Below are 19,338 nucleotides of genomic sequence, written 5' to 3'. Positions count from 1 at the left end.
AGCGGCCTTCCCCGGGCATGATTGACGGATCGTCGGCCGGCCGATAGCACTGAGGCACGTCCGGCCCCGCACGCCCCCCGACGCCCCACCGTTCCAGGAGGCCGCCTTGCGAGGATCCCCCACCGACCGCAGATCCACCCCGCACCCCAGACCGCTGCGCAGGTCGGCGTTGGCCGCGGCGCCCGCCGTCCTGCTGCTGCCCCTGCTGGGCGCGGCCCCGCCCGTCCAGGCGCCGGCCCTCTCCTCGGCCCGGCTGCAGGGCGCCTTCACCGCGGCCGCCGCCGAGTACGGCGTACCGCGCGGCGTTCTGCTCGGCGTCTCCTATCTCCAGTCCCGCTGGGACGCCCACGGCGGCGCGCCGAGCGTCACCGGCGGCTACGGGCCCATGCATCTCACCGACGCCCGCACGGCCCTGGCCGAGGCCCCGCACCACAGCGAGGGCGCGGAGGATCCGCGCGGCGACGACTCCCGGGCGCCCCTGAAGCCCGAGGCGAGGCTGCCCGAGAACAGCGAACTCCCGGCCCGGCTGCGGACATTGACGAGGGCGGCCGAGCTGACCGGTCTGCCCGAGGAGGCTCTGCGTACGGACGCGGAGGCCAATGTCGCGGGCGGTGCCGCGCTGCTCGCCGCCGCGCAGCGCGAGCTCGGCGCCCGGCCGAGCGCCGATCCGGCGGACTGGTACGGGGCGGTGGCGCGCTTCTCGGGCGCCGACGACCGGGCCACGGCCGCGACCTACGCGAACGAGGTGTTCGCGGTGATCCGTGACGGCGCCCACCGGGTCACGGACGCCGGTCAGCGGGTGGTCCTGGCCGCCGACCCGGGCCTCGCGCCCGACACCGGGCAGCTGTCCCGGGCCGGGCTGCGCAGGTCGGCCGCGGCCGGGACGGAGTGCCCGACCACGGTGGCCTGCGAGTGGATCCCGGCGCCGTACGCGGAGTTCGGCGACAACGACTACGGCAACCACGACCTGGCGGACCGGCCGAACTCGCAGCCCATCCGGTACATCGTCGTCCATGACACCGAGGGCTACTGGGACACCACCCTGGAGCTGGTCCAGGACCCGACGTATGTGTCGTGGCAGTACTCGCTGCGCTCCACGGACGGGCACATCGCCCAGCACATCAAGGCCAAGGACGTCGCCTGGCACGCCGGCAACTGGTACGTCAACGCGGGGTCGATCGGTCTGGAGCACGAGGGGTTCCTCGCCGCGCCGGACGCCTGGTACACGGAGGCGATGTACCGGTCGTCGGCGCGGCTGGTGAGGTACCTCGCCGACCAGCACGGCATCCCGCTGGACCGGCAGCACATCCTGGGCCATGACACCGTGCCCGGCCCGACGACGGCGACGATTCCGGGGATGCACACCGATCCGGGCCCGTACTGGGACTGGCGGCACTACTTCGAGCTGCTGGGCAAGCCGCTCGGTGCGACGTCCGGCAGCGACAGCACCATGGTCACGATCCTGCCGGACTACGCCGACAATCGGCCCACGTTCACCGGCTGCGGCTCCGGTGGCGCGACCTGCGCGGTGCACGGCTCCAGCGCGGTGCGGCTGTACAGCAGGCCCGACGCGACCTCGCCGCTGATCAAGGACATCGGGCTGCGGCCGGACGGCAGCGCCTCGACGACCGGGGTGAACGACCTCGGGTCGCGGGTCTCCACCGGGCAGCAGTACGCGGTCGCCGAGCGGCAGGGTGACTGGACGGCGATCTGGTACCTGGGCCAGAAGGCCTGGTTCCGCAACCCGGCGGACAAGCCGACGGCGGTCGGCGCGGCCGGGCTGGTCGTGACGCCCCGGGACGGTCTGGCGGACATCCCGGTGTACGGCCGCGCCTACCCGGAGGCCGCGGCCTACCCGGCGGGGGTGCCCGTGCAGGCGGTGTCCCCGTGGCCGTACAAGCTGCTCAAGGACCAGAAGTACGTCACCGGGGGCCGGGTGCCCGGCGAGTACTACTACGCGGTCACCTTCGACACCAGCGGGCACCGGGTCGTGGTCGGCAAGGACCTCTACTACGAGATCCAGTTCGGTCACCGGGTGGCGTTCGTGCGGGCGGCGGATGTGCGGGTGCTGCCGGCGGCGTGAGCCCGACGCCGTGCGCACGACGAAGGGCCGGGTGTGCGCACCCGGCCCTTCTCCCGTGCTCGTGCTCCGCCGCTCTCAGCCCTGCTGGAACAGCTCCGCCGGGAGCGGCTTGAGCAGCGCGTACAGGTCGTCGGTGATGGGGCGGTCCCAGGCGGCGATGGTCACCAGGACGTTGTCGCTGCGGTCGAACTGGACGCAGGCGATCCGGGACTCGGAGAGCTTGAGGCGCCGGACGATCAGCAGGTTGTCGCCCTGCATCACGGGCATGTCCTCGGTGTCGACGACGGTGATGTCCTCGTCGTTCTCCAGCGCGATCAGCAGCTGGGCCACCTCGAAGGGGACCTCGCCGTCGGAGATCTCGCGCGCCGGGGAGCCCTCCGGGAGGTTGCCGATGATCATCGCGGGGCCGCGGCCGCCGTAGAGGTCGTAGCGCAGGAAGACGCCCTGGCAGCTGCCGTCGGGGGCGGGCAGCAGACCGGCACCGAGATTGCCCGGCCAGTCGCCCGGGTCCATGGCCAGTACGTCGAAGTCGGGCCCGGCGGGGGTGGCGCTGCGGCGGCGGAGGAAGGACATGTCGCCATGGTACGGCGTGCCGTACGGCGGTGGGGCCGAGGGAGCGTCGGGGGCGGGGGCGTTCCGCGGGGTGGGAGTCAGCCCGCGGTCCTCTTGTGCCGTTCGTGGTGGCGGGCGACGCGGGCGCGGTTGCCGCAGGAGGGCCTGCACCACTCCTGGCGGGGGTGTTCCTTGAGGAAGTAGCGCACACAGCGGGGGGCGTGGCAGGCGCGGAGCCGCTGTCGTTCGGGGCTCGCGAGGAAGGCGAGGGCGGCGCGGGCGAGGGCGGCGGTGAGCGGGTCCTCGCCGGTGGCGGGCCGGTGGTGGACGACGGGTTCGGTGCCGGGGCCCCAGCTGAGGACCGGGACGGTGGGGGTGCGGGCGGCGGCCTCGTTGACCCGGGCCAGTGCCTCGGGGACGGACAGCAGTCGGGTGGCGTCGGCGGGGCTGGGTTCGCCGGGGCTGACGGCTCGGGCGAACAGGGCGCGGACGGCGGCGCGGAGGTCGCGTACGGCGGTGAGCGCCGCCTCGTCGGGGGTGGGGCTCTCGGCGGCCGACAGGACGTCCGCGTGCGCCCGGACCCAGGTGGCGAGCCCGGCCGTGTCGGTCAGATCGTCGGCGACACCGCCGCCGCCGTCGTGGCGGACGGTCAGGGCGAGGTCCAGGGCGAGCCGTGCGTCCGCGCTGATCGAGTACTCCATGGGGCTAATGATAGGGGAGCCGCCATCCATTAGTTCAGGTCGGGCGGCCGCTTGAATTGTGGACAATTGCGGGTGAATTTTGGCACGGTGAGGCGAAGCGGCCCGCAAATCGAACGCGTGGCCGATTCCTTGGGGGTCCCCTCATGCCACCGGTCCACCTCGCACCGGATGTCGCCGGCTTCTACGCCGCACAGAGCACCTTCACCGACCCGGGCGACCTCGCCCCGCTCTACGCCGGCCTGCCCCGCGATCCGGCCCGACTCGCCCGGGTGGCCCGGGATCTGATGATCCATCGAGGACCGGTTCGTCGGGGTGTGCCGCGACTTCTCGCTGCTGCACTGCTCCCTGCTGCGCCACTTCGGCGTGCCCGCACGGCTGCGGTCGGGGTTCGCCACCTACTTCGGGGAGAACGGCTTCCACTGCGACCACGTGGTCACCGAGTACTGGGACCCGGCGCGGGGCTGGCTGCTGGCCGACGCCCAGCTCACGGACCCGTTGGTCATCGAGACCTGGAGGATCGACTTCGATCCGATGGACGTACCCCGCGACCGTTTCCTCGTCGCGGCCAAGGCCTGGCGGGCGATTCGGGAGGGCGGGGCGGACCCGCTGACGTTCGGGCTGCATCCGCCGGAGGAGGGGCCGCTCAACGGGGAGTGGTTCGTGGCCGGGAACGTCCGGCTCGATCTCGCGGACCTCAACAAGGTCGAGACGCTGCTGTGGGACATCTGGGGCACCGAGGCCGAGGCCGACGTCGGCCAGGAACTCACCGACCCGGTCCGCGCGCTGTACGACGAGGTCGCCCCGGTGGTGGGCGACGCGGTGGACTTCGCCGCGGCGCGTGAGCTGTTCACGGGTCACGAGGGACTGCGGACACCGCGGACCGTGCTGTCGCTGGCGCCCTACAACGGCCCGCGCGAGGTCACCCTGCGCTGACCCGCCGGTGGTGGGCGGTCCGGGCCGCCCACCACGCGGCGGGTACGCCCGCTCAGGTCAGGTCGAACTCGCCCTCACGGGCACCCGACACGAAGGCGCCCCACTCGGCGGGGGTGAAGATCAGCGAGGGGCTCTCGGGGCTGCCGCTGTTGCGCATGGCGATGAAGCCCTCGACAAAGGCGATCTGGACATCTCCCCGCCCCTGGCTGCTCGACCGCCAGTCCGCGTCGGTCAGGTCCAGTTCCGCCGGCTTGTGCCAGCCGTCGAGGGATCGCTGCTGCATGGTGGTCTCGGCCACGTCCGTGCTCCTCCCGGTTCGTCGTCCGCCCGCCAGACTAGCGATCGGCCCCCACCGCCGACAGGCCACGTGAGGGGCGGGTTCAGGAGGTGGGGGGTTCGGCGCCCACGAGCCACATCGAGAAGAACTGCGACCCGCCGCCGTAGGCGTGCCCGAGCACCCGCCGGGCGCCCTCCACCTGGTGTTCTCCCGCGAGCCCCCGCACCTGGAGCGCGGCCTCCGCGAAACGGATCATGCCGGAGGCGCCGATGGGATTGGTGGAGAGCACCCCGCCGGACATGTCGACCGGAAGATCGCCGTCCAGTTCGGTGACGCCGGACTCGGTGAGCTTCCAGCCCTCTCCCTCGGCGGCGAAACCGAGGTTCTCCAGCCACATCGGCTCGTACCAGGAGAACGGCACGTACATCTCCACCGCGTCGATCTCCCGGCGCGGATCGGCGATCCCCGCCTGCCGGTACACATCGGCCGCGCAGTCCCGTCCCGCACGCGGCGACACACTGTCCTTGCCCGCGAACAGCGTCGGCTCGCTGCGCATCGCGCCGCCGTGCATCCACGCGACGGGCCGGGGCGCACGGGCCGCGCCCGCCCGGTCGGTGAGCACCATCGCCACCGCCCCGTCCGACGAGGGGCAGGTCTCCGAGTAGCGGATCGGGTCCCAGAGCATGGGCGAGGCCTGGACCTTCTCCAGCGTGATGTCGTGCTCGTGGAGATGGGCGTAGGGGTTCTTCAGCGCGTTGCGGCGGTTCTTGTACGCCACCAGGGAGCCGACGGTGTCGGGGGCGCCGCTGCGCCGCATGTACGCCCGGACGTGCGGGGCGAAGAAGCCGCCGGCGCCTGCCAGCAGGGGCTGCTGGAACGGGATCGGCAGCGACAGCCCCCACATGGCGTTGGATTCGGACTGTTTCTCGAAGGCGAGGGTGAGGACCGTGCCGTGGACGCGGGCGGCGACGAGGCTCGCGGCGACCAGCGCGGTCGAGCCGCCGACCGAGCCGGCCGTGTGCACCCGCATCATCGGCTTGCCCACCGCGCCGAGCGCGTCGGCGAGATACAGCTCGGGCATCATGACGCCCTCGAAGAAGTCGGGCGCCTTCCCGATGACGACGGCCTCGACATCCGCCCAGGTCAACTCGGCGTCGTCCAGGGCCCGTCGGGCGGCCTCGCGGACCAGCCCGGCGATCGACACGTCCCGGCGCGCCGCCACATGCTTGGTCTGGCCGACGCCTACGACGGCCACGGGCTCCTTGCTCATCGGGGATCCCCTTCGAGTACGGCGACCAGGTTCTGTTGCAGACAGGGGCCGGAGGTGGCGTGTGCCAACGCCCGGTCGGACTCGCCCCGGTGGATGCGCGCGGCGGCCTCGCCGATGCGGATGAGCCCGGCGGCCATGATCGGGTTGGCGGCCAGGGCCCCGCCCGACGGGTTGACGTTCACGCTGTCGTCGAGGCCCAGCACCTCGCGCAGGATCACCTCCTGGGAGCTGAACGGGGCGTGCAACTCGGCGCTGTCCACGGGCCGTTCGAACACCCCGGCCCGCTCGGCGGCGAGGCGGGTGGACGGCGAGTCGGTCAGATCGCGTACGCCGATGCCGTGCGCCTCGATGCGGTGGTCGATGCCCCGGATCCAGGCGGGCCGTGCGCACAGCTCCCGGGCCCGCTCCCCCGCCGCGAGGACCACGGCGGCGGCCCCGTCGCCGATGGGCGGGCAGTCCCCGGTGCGCAACGGCCGTACGAGGTAGTCGCCCTGGGGCACCGAACCCCGCAGCTGGGCATGGGAGTTGGCGGCGGCGTCGGCACGGCTGCGGGCCCCGACCGCCGCGAGCGCCGGTTCGTCGGTGGTGCCCGCGTCGATGAGGGCCTGGGCCTGGAGTGCGGCGAGGGCGACGGAGTCGGGCCACAGCGGGGCCACGTAGTACGGGTCCAGCTGCCGGGTGAGGACGTCCCGGACGGAGCCCGGCGAGGACTTGCCGTACGAGTAGACGAGCGCGGTGTCCGCGTCGCCCGTCCGGAGTTTCACCCACGCCTCGTACAGCGCCCAGGCCCCGTCCATCTCGACGTGCGACTCGGAGATCGGCGGCCAGGCGCCCACGCCGTCGAGGGCGAGGGTGAAGGAGAAGGCGCGGCCGGCGAGGTAGTCGCTGGAGCCGGAGCAGGTGAAGCCGATGTCGGCGGTCTTCAACCCGGTCTGTTCCAGGACCCTGTGGAGCACCGGCATGAGCATCTCCACCTCGGAGACGTCGTCGCTGGTACGCCGGTGGTCGGTCTGGGCGAAGGCGACGACGGCGATGTCCCGGTTCACAGCAGCTCCTTGAACGTGTCGTACTCGGCGTCCGGCTCGCCGGTGGGCCGGTAGTGATCGGGATAGCGGGCGCCTTCCGTCCACACGGGTTCGACGCGCAGACCGATCCGCACCTGGTCGTAGGGGATGCCCGCGATCCGGCCGTGCAGGGCGAGGTCGGCGCCGTCGAGGGCGATGTGCCCGTAGACGTACGGGACTTCGATGTCGAGGTTCTTCGCCTTGATGTTGACGATGCAGAACGTGGTCACCGTGCCGCCCGGCCCGACCTCCACCTGCTCGGCCGTGGCCACCCCGCAGGTCGGACAGGCGCCCCTCGGCGGGACGTACACCTTGCGGCAGGAGGGGCAGCGTTCGCCGACGTTGCGGCGCTCGGCGAGGGCGTTGATGTAGCCGGTCTGGGCCCGGCCGGGCGCGTAGGTGTAGTCGAGGCGGGCGGGGGCGACGATCCCGGTGATCGCGTCCTCGAACTCGCCGCTGTGGGCGGCCGGTTCACCCTGCTCCCCCGGTTCACCGTCGTACGGTTCGAAGCAGGCGATGTCCGTGATGGCCCCGGACCGCTCCTCGGCCCACCGGACACGGACCCGCATTCCGGTGCGTACGGCGTCGGGTCCGGGCGCGTCCAGGGCGTGCAGCAGGCCGGTGTCGGCGCCGTCGAGCCTCACCAGCACCCAGGCGAAGGGCGCGTCGAGGGGCTGCCCGCGACGGGGCTCGTGGTTCCAGGCCCAGGTGGTGACGGTCCCGGTGGACGCGACCTCGACGAGATCGCGGATCTCCTCGGCGGTGACGGGGTCGTACTCGACGGGCGGGACGAGAACCCTGCCGTCGCCGGTACGCACTCCGAGGACAACCCGCTCCCGCAGCCCGCTGAGAAAGGCACTCTGCACGGGCCCGAGGGAACGGGTGAACGGGAACTCGACGGTGAGAGGTGCTCTGAGGATCGCGGACATCGAACCTTGCCTCCTTCGAAAGGGGGGCGACAGGCGCGCCCCAAGGGGCGCGGGGAACTGCGCGACCAGCCACGGACGGCCCGCAGTCGACGAACGAACTGCCTCAGTGCGCCTACGCCCGCTTGTAGACAGGCGCCCGCCTCTCGGCGAAGGCACGAGCCCCTTCCTTCGCATCGGCCGTGTCGAAGACCGGCCACCCCCGCTTGAGCTCGGCGGCCAGCCCCTCCGCTTCGGTCATCGAGGCCGTCTCGTACACCGACGCCTTCACCGCCTCCACGGCGAGCGGCCCGCACGCGTTGATCTGTTCGGCGATCTCCAACGCCTTGGCCAGGGCGGTCCCGTCGGGCACGACATGCCCGATCAGACCGACCGCGGCGGCCTCGCGCGCGCTGTACGGCCGCCCGGTGAGCAGCATCTCCAGGGCGTGCGTCCGGGGGATCTGCCGCTGGAGGCGGACCGTGGAGCCGCCGATCGGGAAGAGCCCGCGCTTGACCTCGAAGAGGCCGAACGTCGCCGACTCCCCCGCGACACGGATGTCCGTGCCCTGGAGGATCTCCGTGCCGCCGGCGACGCAGTGGCCCTCGACGGCCGCGATCACCGGTTTGCGGGGCCGGTGGTGGCGGAGCATGGCCTTCCAGTGCAGATCGGGGTCGGCCTTGAGCCGGTCCCGATACTGCTGCCCCTCCATCCCCTTGCCCGCGAGGGCCTTGAGGTCCATCCCGGCGCAGAAGGCGCCGCCGGCGCCGGTGAGGACGATCGAGCGGATCTCCTCGTCCTCGTCGGCCTCGATCCAGCCGTCGTGGAGGCCGACGAGCATCGGCAGGGAGAGCGCGTTCTTGGCCTCGGGCCTGTTGAGCGTGAGCACCAATGTGGCGCCTTCGCGCCGCACGGCGAGGTGTTCGGTGCCGCTCATCCGGAGTCCTCCGTCCGCAGGAAACGAGAACAGGTTGCAGGAGGCGGGTCGGCACTTCAAGGGTTTTCTGACACTCAGTCAGATTTCTGCGCGCGGACCCTTCACAGTTGTGCCGCCCTTTGCTCTGATGACCGGCAACCGAGGGCAACGAGATCAGGAGGAGCGCGGTGGAGTTCAACCTTGCCGACCTGTTCGAGTCGGTCGTCGATGTGGTGCCCGACCGGGCGGCTCTCGTGTGTCTCGACATTCCCGGGACGGGGGCGGAGCGGCGGCTCACCTACGCGGAGCTGGACGCGGCGGCGAACCGGATCGGTCACCATCTGCTGGACAGCGGGATCGAGCCCGGGGAGCATGTCGGCCTGCACCTCTACAACGGCATCGAGTATCTGCAGACCGCGCTCGGCTGCCTCAAGGCGCGGATCGTGCCGGTCAATGTCAACTACCGCTATGTGGAAGAGGAGTTGGTCTACCTCTACCGGGACGCGGATCTGGCGGGGCTGGTCTTCGACGCGGAGTTCACGGGGCGGGTGGCGGCGGCGCTGCCGCGGACGGAGAAGCTGCGGCATCTGGTGCGGGTGGGGACCCCCGCGCCGGACGCGCCCGCGCTCGGTGCCACTCTCGGCGCCTCTCTCGACGCCGTCGACTTCGCCGAGGCCGAGGCGGCCGCGTCCGCCGGGCGGGGTTTCCCGGCACGCTCGGGCGACGACCAGTTCATCATCTACACCGGCGGTACGACGGGCATGCCCAAGGGGGTGATGTGGCGTCAGGAGGACCTGTTCTTCTCGGGGTTGGGCGGGGGTGCCCCGACCGGGGAGCCGGTGAAGTCGCCGGAGGAGCTGGCGGAGCGGGTGGCGGCCGGAGGTGACGGGATCACGTTCTTCCCGACGGCCCCGCTGATGCACGGCACCTCGACCCTGACCGCGTTCATCGGGTTCAACTTCGGCCAACGGGTGGTGATCCACCGCAAGTTCGTCCCGGAGGAGGCCCTGCGGACGATCGAGCAGGAGAAGGTGACCAGTGTGTCGCTGGTCGGCGACGCGATGCTGCGTCCGCTGATCGACGCGCTGAAGGGCCCGATGAAGGGCACGGACTGCTCGGCCCTGTTCAGTGTGTCGTCGTCCGGGGCGATCATGTCGGAGACGGTCCGGCAGCAGTTCCAGGAGCTGGTGCCGAACGCGATGCTGCTGAACAACTTCGGTTCCTCGGAGTCCGGTTTCAACGGCACGGCCACGCAGGACTCGGGCGCGGGCGACGGTTTCCGTATCCGCGTGCACTCCCGTACCCGGGTCGTGGACCCGGCGACGTACGAGCCGGTGCCGGTCGGCGTGCCGGGGCGGGTCGCGCAGCGCGGGCATGTCCCGCTCGGCTACTACAACGACCCTCGCAAGACGGCCGAGACCTTCTTCGAGCGCGACGGTGAGCGCTGGGTGCTCCTCGGTGACATGGCGACCGTGGACGAGGAGGGGGTCGTCACGGTCCTCGGCCGGGGCTCGCAGTGCATCAACACCGGGGGCGAGAAGGTGTATCCGGAGGAGGTCGAGCAGGCCCTCAAGGCGCACCCCGATGTGTACGACGCGCTGGTGGCGGGGGTGCCGGACGCGCGCTGGGGCAACCATGTCGCCGCCGTGGTGCAGCTCCGCGAGGGCGCGGCCCACCCCTCCCTGGAGGACATCCAGACCCACTGCCGTACCCGCCTCGCCGGCTACAAGATCCCCCGCCAGCTGGTCCTCACGGATGCCATCCAGCGCTCCCCCAGCGGCAAGGCGGACTACCGCTGGGCGCGGTCCGTGGCGGCGGACGCGGACCGGTGAGCCGTCGTCTCAGCGGCGGTCGGGGAGAGCGAGGAAGTCGACGACCCGGCGTACGAACCACTCCGGGTCGTCGAGCCAGGGGAAGTGACCGCCGCCGGGCTGGACCGTGAACCGGGCGTCCGGGAAGAGGCCCGCCGCGCGGTGGGCCAGGTCGGGGGTCGGGCCGGTGTCGAGTGCACCGGCGAGGACGAGGACCGGGGCGGACAGTCCGGCGAGGGCGGCCCGGGTGGCGGGCGGGTCGTAGGCACCGGCCGAGCCGTAGACGCCGGCCGCCTCGTCGTTGGTCTGGTCCTCCTCGGCGGCCATGTGGGCGCGGGCGGTCTCGTCCCAGCGGCCGTAGAAGAACGGCATCATCGCGTCGTCGAACGGGCCCCGTCCGGTCCAGGCCGCCTCGAACGCCGGGTACGCCTCGGCGAACCACGGCTCCCCCTCCCGCAGCCGGGCGGCGGCGAGCCGGTCCTCCACGGTCACCGGCAGCCCCACCGCCCACGGCGTCGCGGCGATCAGAGCCAGCCGGGACACCCGCTCCGGGTACCGCGCCGCGTACAGCATGGCCAGATTCCCGCCGGCCGAGTGCGCGAGCAGCTCCACCCGCTCCAGCCCCAGGCGCATCCGAAGCGCCTCGACGTCCTCGACCTGCCGGTCGCACCGGTACGTCGCCGGGTCGGCCGGGACCGCCGAGTCCCCCGTGCCCCTGAGATCCAGCAGCACCAGCCGCCGGTGAGCGGACAGCCCACCCAGGTCCCCCAGGTAGGCGGAGGCCCGCATGGCACCGCCCGGCAGGACGATCAACGGCTCCCCCTCACCCCGCAGGTGGTAGGCGAGTTCGGTTCCGTCCGGTGCGGTGAAGGTAGGCATGGTGTCGATCTTCTCAGCCCTCGGCGAAGCGGTCCCGCAGCTCCCGCTTGAGGATCTTTCCGCTGGCGTTGCGGGGGAGTTCGTCGACGAAGAAGACCCTCTTCGGGGCCTTGAAGTGGGGGAGTTCCTCGCGGGCGTGGGCGATGAGTTCGGCCTCCGAGGCCTCTCCGCGGGTGACGACGATCGCGGTGACGGCCTCGATCCAGTGGTCGTCGGGGAGGCCGATCACCGCCGCCTCGGCGACCTGCTCATGGGTGTAGAGGGCGTCCTCGACCTGGCGGGAGGCGATGAGGACGCCGCCGGAGTTGATGACGTCCTTGACGCGGTCGACGACGGTGAAGAAGCCGTGGGCGTCGCGTACGGCGAGGTCGCCGGAGTGGAACCAGCCGTCGCGGAAGGCCTCGGCGGTCTCCTCCGGCTTGTTCCAGTAGCCCTCGCAGAGTTGCTTCGACTGGTAGACGATCTCGCCTGGGGTGCCGTCGGGCACCTCCTCGCCGTCCTCGTCGACGACCTTGGCCTCGACGAACATGACGGGGCGCCCGCAGGAGTCCATGCGGCCCTTGTGTTCGTACGGGCCGAGGACCATGGAGAGTGGACCGATCTCGCTCTGGCCGAAGCAGTTGTGGAAGGCGAGTTCGGGCAGGCGTTCCTTGAGGCGTTCGAGGACGGGCACCGGCATGATCGACGCGCCGTAGTAGGCCTTGCGCAGTCCGGTGAGGTCGCGGGTGGCGAAGTCGGGGCGGTTGGACAGGGCGATCCACACCGTGGGCGGGGCGAAGAGGCTGTCGGCGCGGCCCTCCTCCACGAGGTCGAGGATCCGGTCGCCGTCCGGCGCGTCGAGGATCGTGTTGGTGGCCCCGACCGCGAGATACGGCACCAGGAACACATGCATCTGCGCGGAGTGGTAGAGCGGCAGGGAGTGCACGGGCAGGTCGCCCGCCTGGAGATCGAGGGCGGCGATCGCGCTCAGGTACTCGTGGACGAGGGCGCGGTGCGTCATCATCGCGCCCTTGGGGAGCGCGGTGGTGCCCGAGGTGTAGAGCAGCTGGACGAGGTCCTCGGCGCGGGGCTCCTCGCCGTCGTACGGCTCGGTGGTGGCGAGACGTGCGAGGAGCGAGTCGTCCGCGTCGCGCAGCGGCAGCGTGCGGGTGCCCTCGGGGAGGTTCCCGGCGAGGTCCGGGTCGGTGAGCACGAGGGTGCTGCCGGACTGGTCGAGGAGGTAGGAGAGGTCGTCGCCGGTGAGGTTCTGATTGACGGGGACATGGACCAGTCCGGCGCGGGCGGCGCCCAGGAAGGCGATGAGGTAGGCGTCCGAGTTGTGGCCGTAGGCGGCCACCCGGTCGCCCCGTTCCAGGCCGGTGTCGCGCAGGGCGCGGGCCGCCCGGGAGACGGCGTCGTCCAACTCGGCGTAGGTCCAGGACCGTTCGCCGTAGTGGATCGCGACGCGGGCGGGAATCCGCCCGGCGGTGCGCCGCAGCGTCCCGTCGACCGTCACACTGCGGCCAGCCGTCATGTCCCGTGCTCCTTCGTCCAGGTTCTGCGGTGATCCTCGTTGCGTCGTACGAGCGAGGTCAAGCGCACCACCCGCACGACCGTAATCCGGCACACATGGCGGGAAGTCGCTCAACTTCGGCCATCGAGCGGCGAGTCACTTCGAGGGAAGATCCCTCACCCGTACGGACTACGTGGACACGTGTCGACACGCTCAATCGTCCTTTCCCTCAACGATGTTGGGAGCCGCCATGCGCACCCGCCTGAGACAGTTGGTGGTCTCGGCCGTCGCCCTGCTCACCGCCTCGGCCGTCCTGCCCTCCGCCACCGCGGCCACCTCGGCCGCTGATGACGCGCGAGCCCAGGAACAACGCACCTCCCACGGCGGCCTGTCCGCCGTGATCCGCTACACCGAGTACGGCGTCCCGCACATCGTCGCCAAGGACTACGCGAACCTCGGCTTCGGCACCGGCTGGGCGCAGGCCGCCGACCAGGTGTGTGTGCTCGCCGACGGGTTCGTCACCGTGAAGGGCGAGCGCTCCCGCTGGTTCGGGCCCGACGCCGCCCCCGACTTCTCCCTCTCCTCCGCCACCAGGAACCTCACCAGCGACCTGTACTTCCAGGGCGTCCGGGAGGCGGGCACCGTCGAGCGGCTGCTGGAGAAGCCCGAACCGCTGGGGCCGAGCCGCGCGGTCGAGGATCTGATGCGGGGGTGGGCGGCCGGCTACAACGCGTGGCTGAAGAAGAACCGGATCACCGACCCCGCCTGCGAGGGCGCCGCCTGGGTGCGGCCGGTCTCCACGCTCGACGTGTTCTCCCGCGCGTACGCCCTCGCCGTCCTCGGCGGTGAGGGGCGGCTCGTGGACGCGATCACCACCGCGCAGCCGCCCGCCACCGGTACGACGGACACGGGACGCCGGGGCGATACCGCCGCCACCCTGGACACGAAGGCCGCCGCCCGCGCCGCGAGTCAGCTGTTCGACGCCGCGAACGCGGACATGGGCTCGAACGCCGTCGCGTTCGGCGGGGACGCCACGGCGAACGGCCGGGGTCTGCTGCTGGGCAACCCGCACTACCCGTGGGCCGGTGGCCGCCGCTTCTGGCAGGCGCAGCAGACGATCCCCGGTGAGCTGAACGTCTCCGGCGGCTCGCTGCTGGGCTCGCCGATCACCCAGATCGGGTTCAACGCGAAGGTCGCGTGGAGCCACACCGTGGCCACCGGCGTCCCCATGAACGTCCATCAGCTGACGCTGGACCCGGCCGACCCGACCACGTATCTCGTGGACGGGAAACCGGAGCGGATGACGAAGCGGACGGTCACCGTCGGCGTCAAGGACGGTGCCCCGGTCACCCGGGTCCAGTGGTGGACGCGGTACGGCCCGGTGGTCACCTCGCTCGGTGCCGACCTCCCGCTGCCATGGACGGGCGGCACCGCGTACGCCGTCAACGACCCCAACGCGGCGAACCTCCGCTTCACCGACACCTCGCTGGGCTTCGCCAAGGCCCGCGGCACCGCGGACGTGCTGAAGTCCCTCGCCCGGCATCAGGGCCTGCCCTGGGTGAACACCGTGGCCGCCGACTCCGCCGGGCACACCCTGTTCACCCAGTCGCAGACACTCCCCCGGATCACCGACGAGCTGGCGGCCCGCTGTTCGACGCCGCTGGGCAGGGCCACGTATCCGGCGTCGGGGGTCGCGGTCCTGGACGGCTCGCGGTCCGACTGCGCGCTCGGCAGCGACGCCGACGCCGTGCAGCCGGGGATCTTCGGGCCCGCGAGGATGCCGACGCTGAAGGACGCGGCGTACGCGGAGAACTCCAACGACAGCGCGTGGCTGGCCAACGCGGACCAGCCGCTGACCGGGTACGAGCGGGTGTTCGGCACCATCGGCACCCAGCGGTCGCTGCGGACGCGGGGCGCGGTCGAGGACGTGGCGGCGATGGCCGAGCGGGGCGATCTGACCGTACGGGACCTCCAGCGGCAGCAGTTCGCGAACCGGGTACCCGCGGCCGATCTCACCGGCGACGACGTGGCGCGGGCGTGTGCCGCGCTGCCGGGCGGTACGGCGACGGGCAGTGACGGCACGGTCGTCGACGTGTCCGAGGCGTGCGGGGTGTTCGAGGCGTGGGACCGGACCGTGAACACCGACAGCCGGGGCGCGCTGCTCTTCGACCGGTTCTGGCGGCGGCTGACCGCCGTGGTGCCGCGTGGGCAGTTCTGGAAGGTGCCCTTCTCCGCGGCGGACCCCGTCAACACACCGCACACGCTCAACACGGACGTGCCCGGCTTCGCCACCGCCCTCGCCGACACGGTGCGGGATCTGCGGGCGGCGAACGTGGCGCTGGACGCGAAGCTCGGCGACCACCAGTTCGTCGTACGGGGCGGTGAGCGCATCGCGGTGTCCGGCGGTACGGAGGGGCTGGGGGTGTGGAACAAGATCGAGGCGCCGTGGCGGGCGGCCGAGGGTGTCTACCCGGAGGTCTCGTCGGGTTCCAGCCACATTCAGGCGGTCGGCTGGGACGGCGGCCGGTGCCCGGTGGCCCGCACCCTGCTGACGTACTCGCAGTCGTCGAACCCGAATTCGCCCCATTATGTGGACCAGACGCGGCTGTTCTCGGCGGAGAAGTGGGTGACGTCCCGCTTCTGCGAGAAGGACATCCTGTCCTCGCCGAAGCTGAAGGTGGTCCGGGTCGGTCAGTGAGCCCCTGAGTCAATGAGCCATTGACCGAAGGGATATGGTGCCGTCCCGCTCGGGGCGGCACCATTCTTCTGTCAGCACCTTGCCATGGGCATATCGCCCTGTGACCGTTCCCCCTTGAGGAGGCCGCCCGGTGGCGCAGGACTCGTTACGTCCGGAGACGGATTCGGCGACCATGATCGACACGACGGTGCCGCACTCGGCCCGGATCTGGAACTACTGGCTGGGCGGCAAGGACAACTACCCGGTCGACCACGCGGCGGGCGACGCCTTCCGCGCGGTGTTCCCCGGCATCACCGACCTGGCCCGTGACTCCCGGGCCTTCCTGGGCCGCGCGGTCACCTTCCTCGCCGCCGAGGCGGGCATACGTCAGTTCCTCGACATCGGCACCGGTCTGCCGACGGCGGACAACACGCACGAGATCGCGCAGCGGGCGGCCCCTCAGGCGCGGGTCGTCTATGTGGACAACGACCCGCTGGTCCTGACCCACGCACGGGCACTGCTCACCAGTACGCCCGCGGGAGCGACCGACTACATCGACTCCGATCTGCACGACCCGCAGACCGTGCTGCGGGAGGCGGCCAGGACACTGGATCTCTCCCAGCCGGTCGGGCTGACGATGATGCAGGTCAGCGGGCATATCGCCGACTACGCCGAGGCGCGGGCCATCATCGGCACGCTGATGTCCGCCCTGCCGTCCGGGAGTTACCTCGCGTTCAACGACAGCGTCGACACGAACAAGGCCAACGCCGAGGCCACCCGCGGCTACAACGAGAGCGGCGCGGTCCCCTACTACCTGCGCAGCCCGGCCCAACTCGCCGGGTTCTTCGAGGGGTTGGAGCTGCTGGAGCCCGGGGTCGTGCCGTTGAACGACTGGCGGCCGGATCCGGGGGCGTCCGCCGCCGGTGGCTCCGAGGAGGTCATCGCGGTGGGCGGGGTGGCGCGCAAGCGGTGAGGTCCGGCGCCGCCCGTGGTCACGGGCGGCGCGGAGTCCGGCATCGGCGGGGTCCGGTCAGACGGTCTTCTGCCGGCCCTCCCAGTACGGCTCCCGCAACCGCCGTTTGTAGAGCTTGCCGTTGGGGTCGCGGGGCATCGCCTCGGTGAAGTCGACGCTCTTCGGGCGTTTGTACCCGGCGAGTTGCCGGGCGCAGTGAGCGAGGATCTCCTCGGCCAGGGCCGGCCCCGGGGTGAAGCCGGGGGCGGGCTCGACCACGGCCTTGACCTCCTCGCCCCAGTCGTCGTGCGGGATGCCGAACGCGGCGGCGTCGGCGACGGCGGGATGGGTGAGGAGGGCGGCCTCGATCTCGGCGGGGTAGATGTTGACGCCACCGGAGATGATCAGGTCGATCTTGCGGTCCCGGAGGAAGAGATAGCCCTCGTCGTCGATGAGTCCGAGGTCGCCGACGGTGAAGAAGTCGCCGATACGGTTCTTCCGTGTCTTGCCCTCGTCCTTGTGGTACGAGAAGCCGCCGGTGCTCATCTTCATGTAGACGGTGCCGAGTTCACCGGCGGGCAGGCGGTTGCCGTCGTCGTCGAAGACCGCGAGTTCACTGATGGGCCACGCCTTGCCGACCGTACCGGGCTTCTTCAGCCAGTCCTCGGCGGTGGCGAAGGCGCCGCCGCCCTCACTGGCCGCGTAGTACTCCTCCACGCTCTCGCCCCACCACTCGATCATGGCCCGCTTCACATGGTCGGGGCAGGGCGCGGCCCCGTGGATGGCGTGCCGCATGGACGACACGTCGTAGCGGGCGCGCACCTCGGCGGGGAGGGCGAGGAGCCGGTGGAACTGGGTGGGCACCATGTGGGTGTGGGTGCAGCGGTGGGCGTCGATGACGCGGAGCATCTCCTCCGGCGTCCACTTGTCCATCAGCACCAGCCGGTGCCCGATGTGCAGGGACGCGCCCGCGAACTGCAGTACGGCCGTGTGGTAGAGCGGCGAGCAGACCAGGTGCACGTTGTCGTCGAACGGCCGGATGCCGAAGATGCCGAGGAAACCGCCGAGGTAGGACTCCTCCGGGAGCTTGCCGGGCAGCGGACGGCGGATGCCCCGGGGGCGGCCGGTGGTGCCGGAGGTGTAGTTCATGACCCAGCCGAGGGTGCGGTCGCCGGGCGCCGACTCGGGCTGTCCGTCGAGGAGTTCAGCGTACGGGCGGAAGCCCTCGACCGTGCCCACCGCGTACCGGTGGTCGGCGGGCAGCCCGGCCTCGTCGGCGGCGGCGCGTGCCGTGTCGGCGAACCGCTCGTGCGCGATGAGCACCTTGGCGCCGGAGTCGGAGACGATCCAGGCGATCTCGGGGCCGACGAGGTGGTGGTTGACGGGGACGAGATAGAAACCGGCCTGGGTGGCGGCGAGGTAGGCGACGAAGAACTCGACGCCGTTGGGCAGGACGACCGCGAAGGCGTCGCCGCGTTCGAGTCCGGCCGCGCGCAGGCCGTGCACCAGGCGGTTGGTAGCGGCGTGCAGCCGTCCGGCGGTCCACTCCTCCCCGTCCGGGGCGATGAGCACCCTACGGTCGGGGTCGGCGGCGGCCTGCGCCCAGAAGCCCTGCGGTGGTTGGGCCGGGGAAGGCCGGCCTTGGGGGGCTCGGTTCATCGTTCCGCGCTCCTTCCGGCGATCCGGTTGATCCGGTCCACGGCACGCTCGAAGCCTCGGGTGAGGTCGTCGAAGACGGCCTGGACGCTGCGTTCGCTGTTCATCCGGCCGACGATCTGCCCGACCGGAGTGCCGAGCAGCGGCTCGACCTCGTACTTCTGGATCCGGGACACCGCCTCGGCGACGAGCAGCCCCTGCAGGGGCATGGGGAGGGTGCCGGGTCCGGCCGGGTCGTCCCAGGCGTCGGTCCATTCGGTACGGAGCTGGCGCGCGGGTTTGCCGGTGAGGGCGCGGGAGCGGACGGTGTCGCCGGAGCCGGCGGCGAGCAGCTTCTCGATCAGCCGGGGCGAGGGCAGTTCGGCCTCGGTGGTGGTCAGCCAGAGCGAGCCGAGCCAGACGCCCTGGGCGCCGAGGGCGAGGGCGGCGGCCACCTGCTGACCGCTGCCGATGCCTCCGGCGGCGAGCACCGGCAACGGGTCGACGGCCTCGACGACCTCGGGGGTCAGCACCATGGAGGCGATGTCGCCGGTGTGGCCGCCGGCCTCGTAGCCCTGGGCCACGACGATGTCGATGCCCGCGTCGGCGTGCTTACGGGCGTGCCGGGCGCTGCCGGCGAGCGCGGCGACGAGGACGTCCTGTTCATGGGCGCGGTCGATGACGTCGGCGGGTGGGGACCCGAGCGCGTTGGCGAGCAGCTTGATCGGGTAGTCGAAGGCGACGTCGAGCTGGCTGCGGGCGACCTGTTCCATCCAGCCGGTGATGCGCCACCCGGAAGCCTCGCCCTCGGCGAGTTCGGGGACGCCGTACTTGGCGAGGGTGTCCTTGACGAACTGCCGGTGGGACTCGGGGATCATCGCCTCGACGTCGGCCTCCGTGACGCCCTCGACCTTCTTGGCCGGCATGACGACGTCCAGGCCGTACGGCATGCCGTCGACGTGGGCCTCGATCCAGTCGAGGTCGCGTTTCAGGTCGTCGGGGGCCGTGTAGCGGACCGCGCCGAGCACCCCGAAGCCGCCGGCGCGGCTGATGGCGGCCGCGACCGCGGGGAACGGGGTGAAGCCGAAGACGGCGTACTGGACTCCGAGGGTGTTGCTCAGCTCCGTCTGCATGGTGCGCAGAATGCCGTAGTCCTCCGGAGGAGGGAAGGGGTTTTCTGATGCACCGTCA

At 71.6% G+C, this 19,338-nt stretch carries 15 protein-coding genes and 1 pseudogene; 5 read left to right on the top strand and 11 right to left on the bottom strand.

The annotated features are described in order from the left end of the window. Positions 1-106 precede the first annotated feature (106 nt). The gene (locus ACZ7MG_RS03850; RefSeq protein ID WP_471392162.1) at positions 107-2,083 is read left to right on the top strand and encodes an N-acetylmuramoyl-L-alanine amidase; all 1,977 of its coding nucleotides are present in this window, start codon (positions 107-109) and stop codon (positions 2,081-2,083) included. 75 nt (positions 2,084-2,158) lie between these two features. Here the strand turns inward: ACZ7MG_RS03850 and ACZ7MG_RS03845 are convergent, their stop codons facing one another. Further along, positions 2,159-2,656 (bottom strand): hypothetical protein, encoded by a 498-nt coding sequence (locus tag ACZ7MG_RS03845; protein WP_086762885.1) that lies wholly within the window; start codon positions 2,654-2,656, stop codon positions 2,159-2,161. A gap of 77 nt (positions 2,657-2,733) precedes the next feature. Next, on the bottom strand, positions 2,734-3,336 hold the full coding sequence (locus tag ACZ7MG_RS03840; protein WP_471392158.1) for a CGNR zinc finger domain-containing protein: 603 nt from the start codon (positions 3,334-3,336) through the stop codon (positions 2,734-2,736). Between the two features lie 143 nt (positions 3,337-3,479). On the opposite strand from ACZ7MG_RS03840, the pseudogene ACZ7MG_RS03835 reads away from it, so the two are divergent. Continuing rightward, positions 3,480-4,269 (top strand): annotated as a pseudogene (locus ACZ7MG_RS03835) (transglutaminase-like domain-containing protein). Between the two features lie 52 nt (positions 4,270-4,321). Here ACZ7MG_RS03835 and ACZ7MG_RS03830 read toward each other — a convergent pair. The 5 genes from ACZ7MG_RS03830 to ACZ7MG_RS03810 form a co-directional block, all read right to left on the bottom strand. Further along, entirely contained in the window at positions 4,322-4,567 is a 246-nt protein-coding gene (locus tag ACZ7MG_RS03830; protein WP_383894842.1) for a DUF397 domain-containing protein, read from the bottom strand. A gap of 82 nt (positions 4,568-4,649) precedes the next feature. Further along, the gene (locus tag ACZ7MG_RS03825) at positions 4,650-5,816 is read right to left on the bottom strand and encodes a thiolase domain-containing protein (protein WP_471392155.1); all 1,167 of its coding nucleotides are present in this window, start codon (positions 5,814-5,816) and stop codon (positions 4,650-4,652) included. Beyond that, the gene (locus ACZ7MG_RS03820; protein WP_471392152.1) at positions 5,813-6,862 is read right to left on the bottom strand and encodes a thiolase domain-containing protein; all 1,050 of its coding nucleotides are present in this window, start codon (positions 6,860-6,862) and stop codon (positions 5,813-5,815) included. The genes ACZ7MG_RS03825 and ACZ7MG_RS03820 overlap by 4 nt, the downstream gene beginning before the upstream one ends. Further along, entirely contained in the window at positions 6,859-7,809 is a 951-nt protein-coding gene (locus ACZ7MG_RS03815; RefSeq protein WP_471392149.1) for a Zn-ribbon domain-containing OB-fold protein, read from the bottom strand. Before ACZ7MG_RS03815 ends, ACZ7MG_RS03820 begins: the two co-directional genes overlap by 4 nt. Before the next feature lie 112 nt (positions 7,810-7,921). Further along, entirely contained in the window at positions 7,922-8,722 is an 801-nt protein-coding gene (locus tag ACZ7MG_RS03810) for a crotonase/enoyl-CoA hydratase family protein (protein ID WP_471392146.1), read from the bottom strand. Positions 8,723-8,889: 167 nt separating this feature from the next. Here ACZ7MG_RS03810 and ACZ7MG_RS03805 point away from each other — a divergent pair, with 167 nt between their 5' ends. Beyond that, a complete protein-coding gene (locus tag ACZ7MG_RS03805) occupies positions 8,890-10,533 on the top strand; it encodes an acyl-CoA synthetase (protein ID WP_471392143.1) in 1,644 nt (547 codons plus the stop codon). Positions 10,534-10,542: 9 nt separating this feature from the next. Here ACZ7MG_RS03805 and ACZ7MG_RS03800 read toward each other — a convergent pair whose 3' ends face one another. Further along, positions 10,543-11,391, bottom strand: a complete 849-nt coding sequence (locus ACZ7MG_RS03800) for an alpha/beta fold hydrolase (RefSeq protein ID WP_471392140.1) — start codon at positions 11,389-11,391, stop codon at positions 10,543-10,545. A gap of 13 nt (positions 11,392-11,404) precedes the next feature. Further along, on the bottom strand, positions 11,405-12,904 hold the full coding sequence (locus tag ACZ7MG_RS03795) for an acyl-CoA synthetase (protein WP_471392137.1): 1,500 nt from the start codon (positions 12,902-12,904) through the stop codon (positions 11,405-11,407). Positions 12,905-13,133: 229 nt separating this feature from the next. Between ACZ7MG_RS03795 and ACZ7MG_RS03790 the strand changes: the two genes are divergently transcribed. Next, on the top strand, positions 13,134-15,581 hold the full coding sequence (locus ACZ7MG_RS03790) for a penicillin acylase family protein (RefSeq protein ID WP_471392134.1): 2,448 nt from the start codon (positions 13,134-13,136) through the stop codon (positions 15,579-15,581). Positions 15,582-15,711: 130 nt separating this feature from the next. Continuing rightward, positions 15,712-16,533: an SAM-dependent methyltransferase gene (locus tag ACZ7MG_RS03785; RefSeq protein ID WP_471392131.1), complete on the top strand. Its 822-nt coding sequence runs from the start codon at positions 15,712-15,714 to the stop codon at positions 16,531-16,533. Between the two features lie 57 nt (positions 16,534-16,590). On the opposite strand, the gene ACZ7MG_RS03780 is transcribed toward ACZ7MG_RS03785, so the two are convergent. Together ACZ7MG_RS03780 and ACZ7MG_RS03775 are read right to left on the bottom strand one after the other, a co-directional pair. Next, on the bottom strand, positions 16,591-18,171 hold the full coding sequence (locus ACZ7MG_RS03780; protein ID WP_471392129.1) for an acyl-CoA synthetase: 1,581 nt from the start codon (positions 18,169-18,171) through the stop codon (positions 16,591-16,593). Then, positions 18,168-19,280: an NAD(P)H-dependent flavin oxidoreductase gene (locus ACZ7MG_RS03775; protein ID WP_471392126.1), complete on the bottom strand. Its 1,113-nt coding sequence runs from the start codon at positions 19,278-19,280 to the stop codon at positions 18,168-18,170. Before ACZ7MG_RS03775 ends, ACZ7MG_RS03780 begins: the two co-directional genes overlap by 4 nt. Positions 19,281-19,338 lie beyond the last annotated feature (58 nt).

This window comes from Streptomyces sp. NPDC107538 (genome assembly GCF_055657445.1).
Note: the sequence above shows the minus strand (reverse complement) of the source record. Positions and strands in the feature narration are given on the sequence as shown.

Bases quoted from the DNA above. Each gene is read 5' to 3' on its own strand.
- ACZ7MG_RS03845 (WP_086762885.1), bottom strand. From the start codon at position 2,656: ATGTCCTTCCTCCGCCGCCGCAGCGCCACCCCCGCCGGGCCCGACTTC.
- ACZ7MG_RS03840 (WP_471392158.1), bottom strand. From the start codon at position 3,336: ATGGAGTACTCGATCAGCGCGGACGCACGGCTCGCCCTGGACCTCGCC.
- ACZ7MG_RS03825 (WP_471392155.1), bottom strand. From the start codon at position 5,816: ATGAGCAAGGAGCCCGTGGCCGTCGTAGGCGTCGGCCAGACCAAGCAT.
- ACZ7MG_RS03815 (WP_471392149.1), bottom strand. From the start codon at position 7,809: ATGTCCGCGATCCTCAGAGCACCTCTCACCGTCGAGTTCCCGTTCACC.
- ACZ7MG_RS03810 (WP_471392146.1), bottom strand. From the start codon at position 8,722: ATGAGCGGCACCGAACACCTCGCCGTGCGGCGCGAAGGCGCCACATTG.
- ACZ7MG_RS03800 (WP_471392140.1), bottom strand. From the start codon at position 11,391: ATGCCTACCTTCACCGCACCGGACGGAACCGAACTCGCCTACCACCTG.
- ACZ7MG_RS03795 (WP_471392137.1), bottom strand. From the start codon at position 12,904: ATGACGGCTGGCCGCAGTGTGACGGTCGACGGGACGCTGCGGCGCACC.
- ACZ7MG_RS03790 (WP_471392134.1), top strand. From the start codon at position 13,134: ATGCGCACCCGCCTGAGACAGTTGGTGGTCTCGGCCGTCGCCCTGCTC.
- ACZ7MG_RS03780 (WP_471392129.1), bottom strand. From the start codon at position 18,171: ATGAACCGAGCCCCCCAAGGCCGGCCTTCCCCGGCCCAACCACCGCAG.
- ACZ7MG_RS03775 (WP_471392126.1), bottom strand. From the start codon at position 19,280: ATGCAGACGGAGCTGAGCAACACCCTCGGAGTCCAGTACGCCGTCTTC.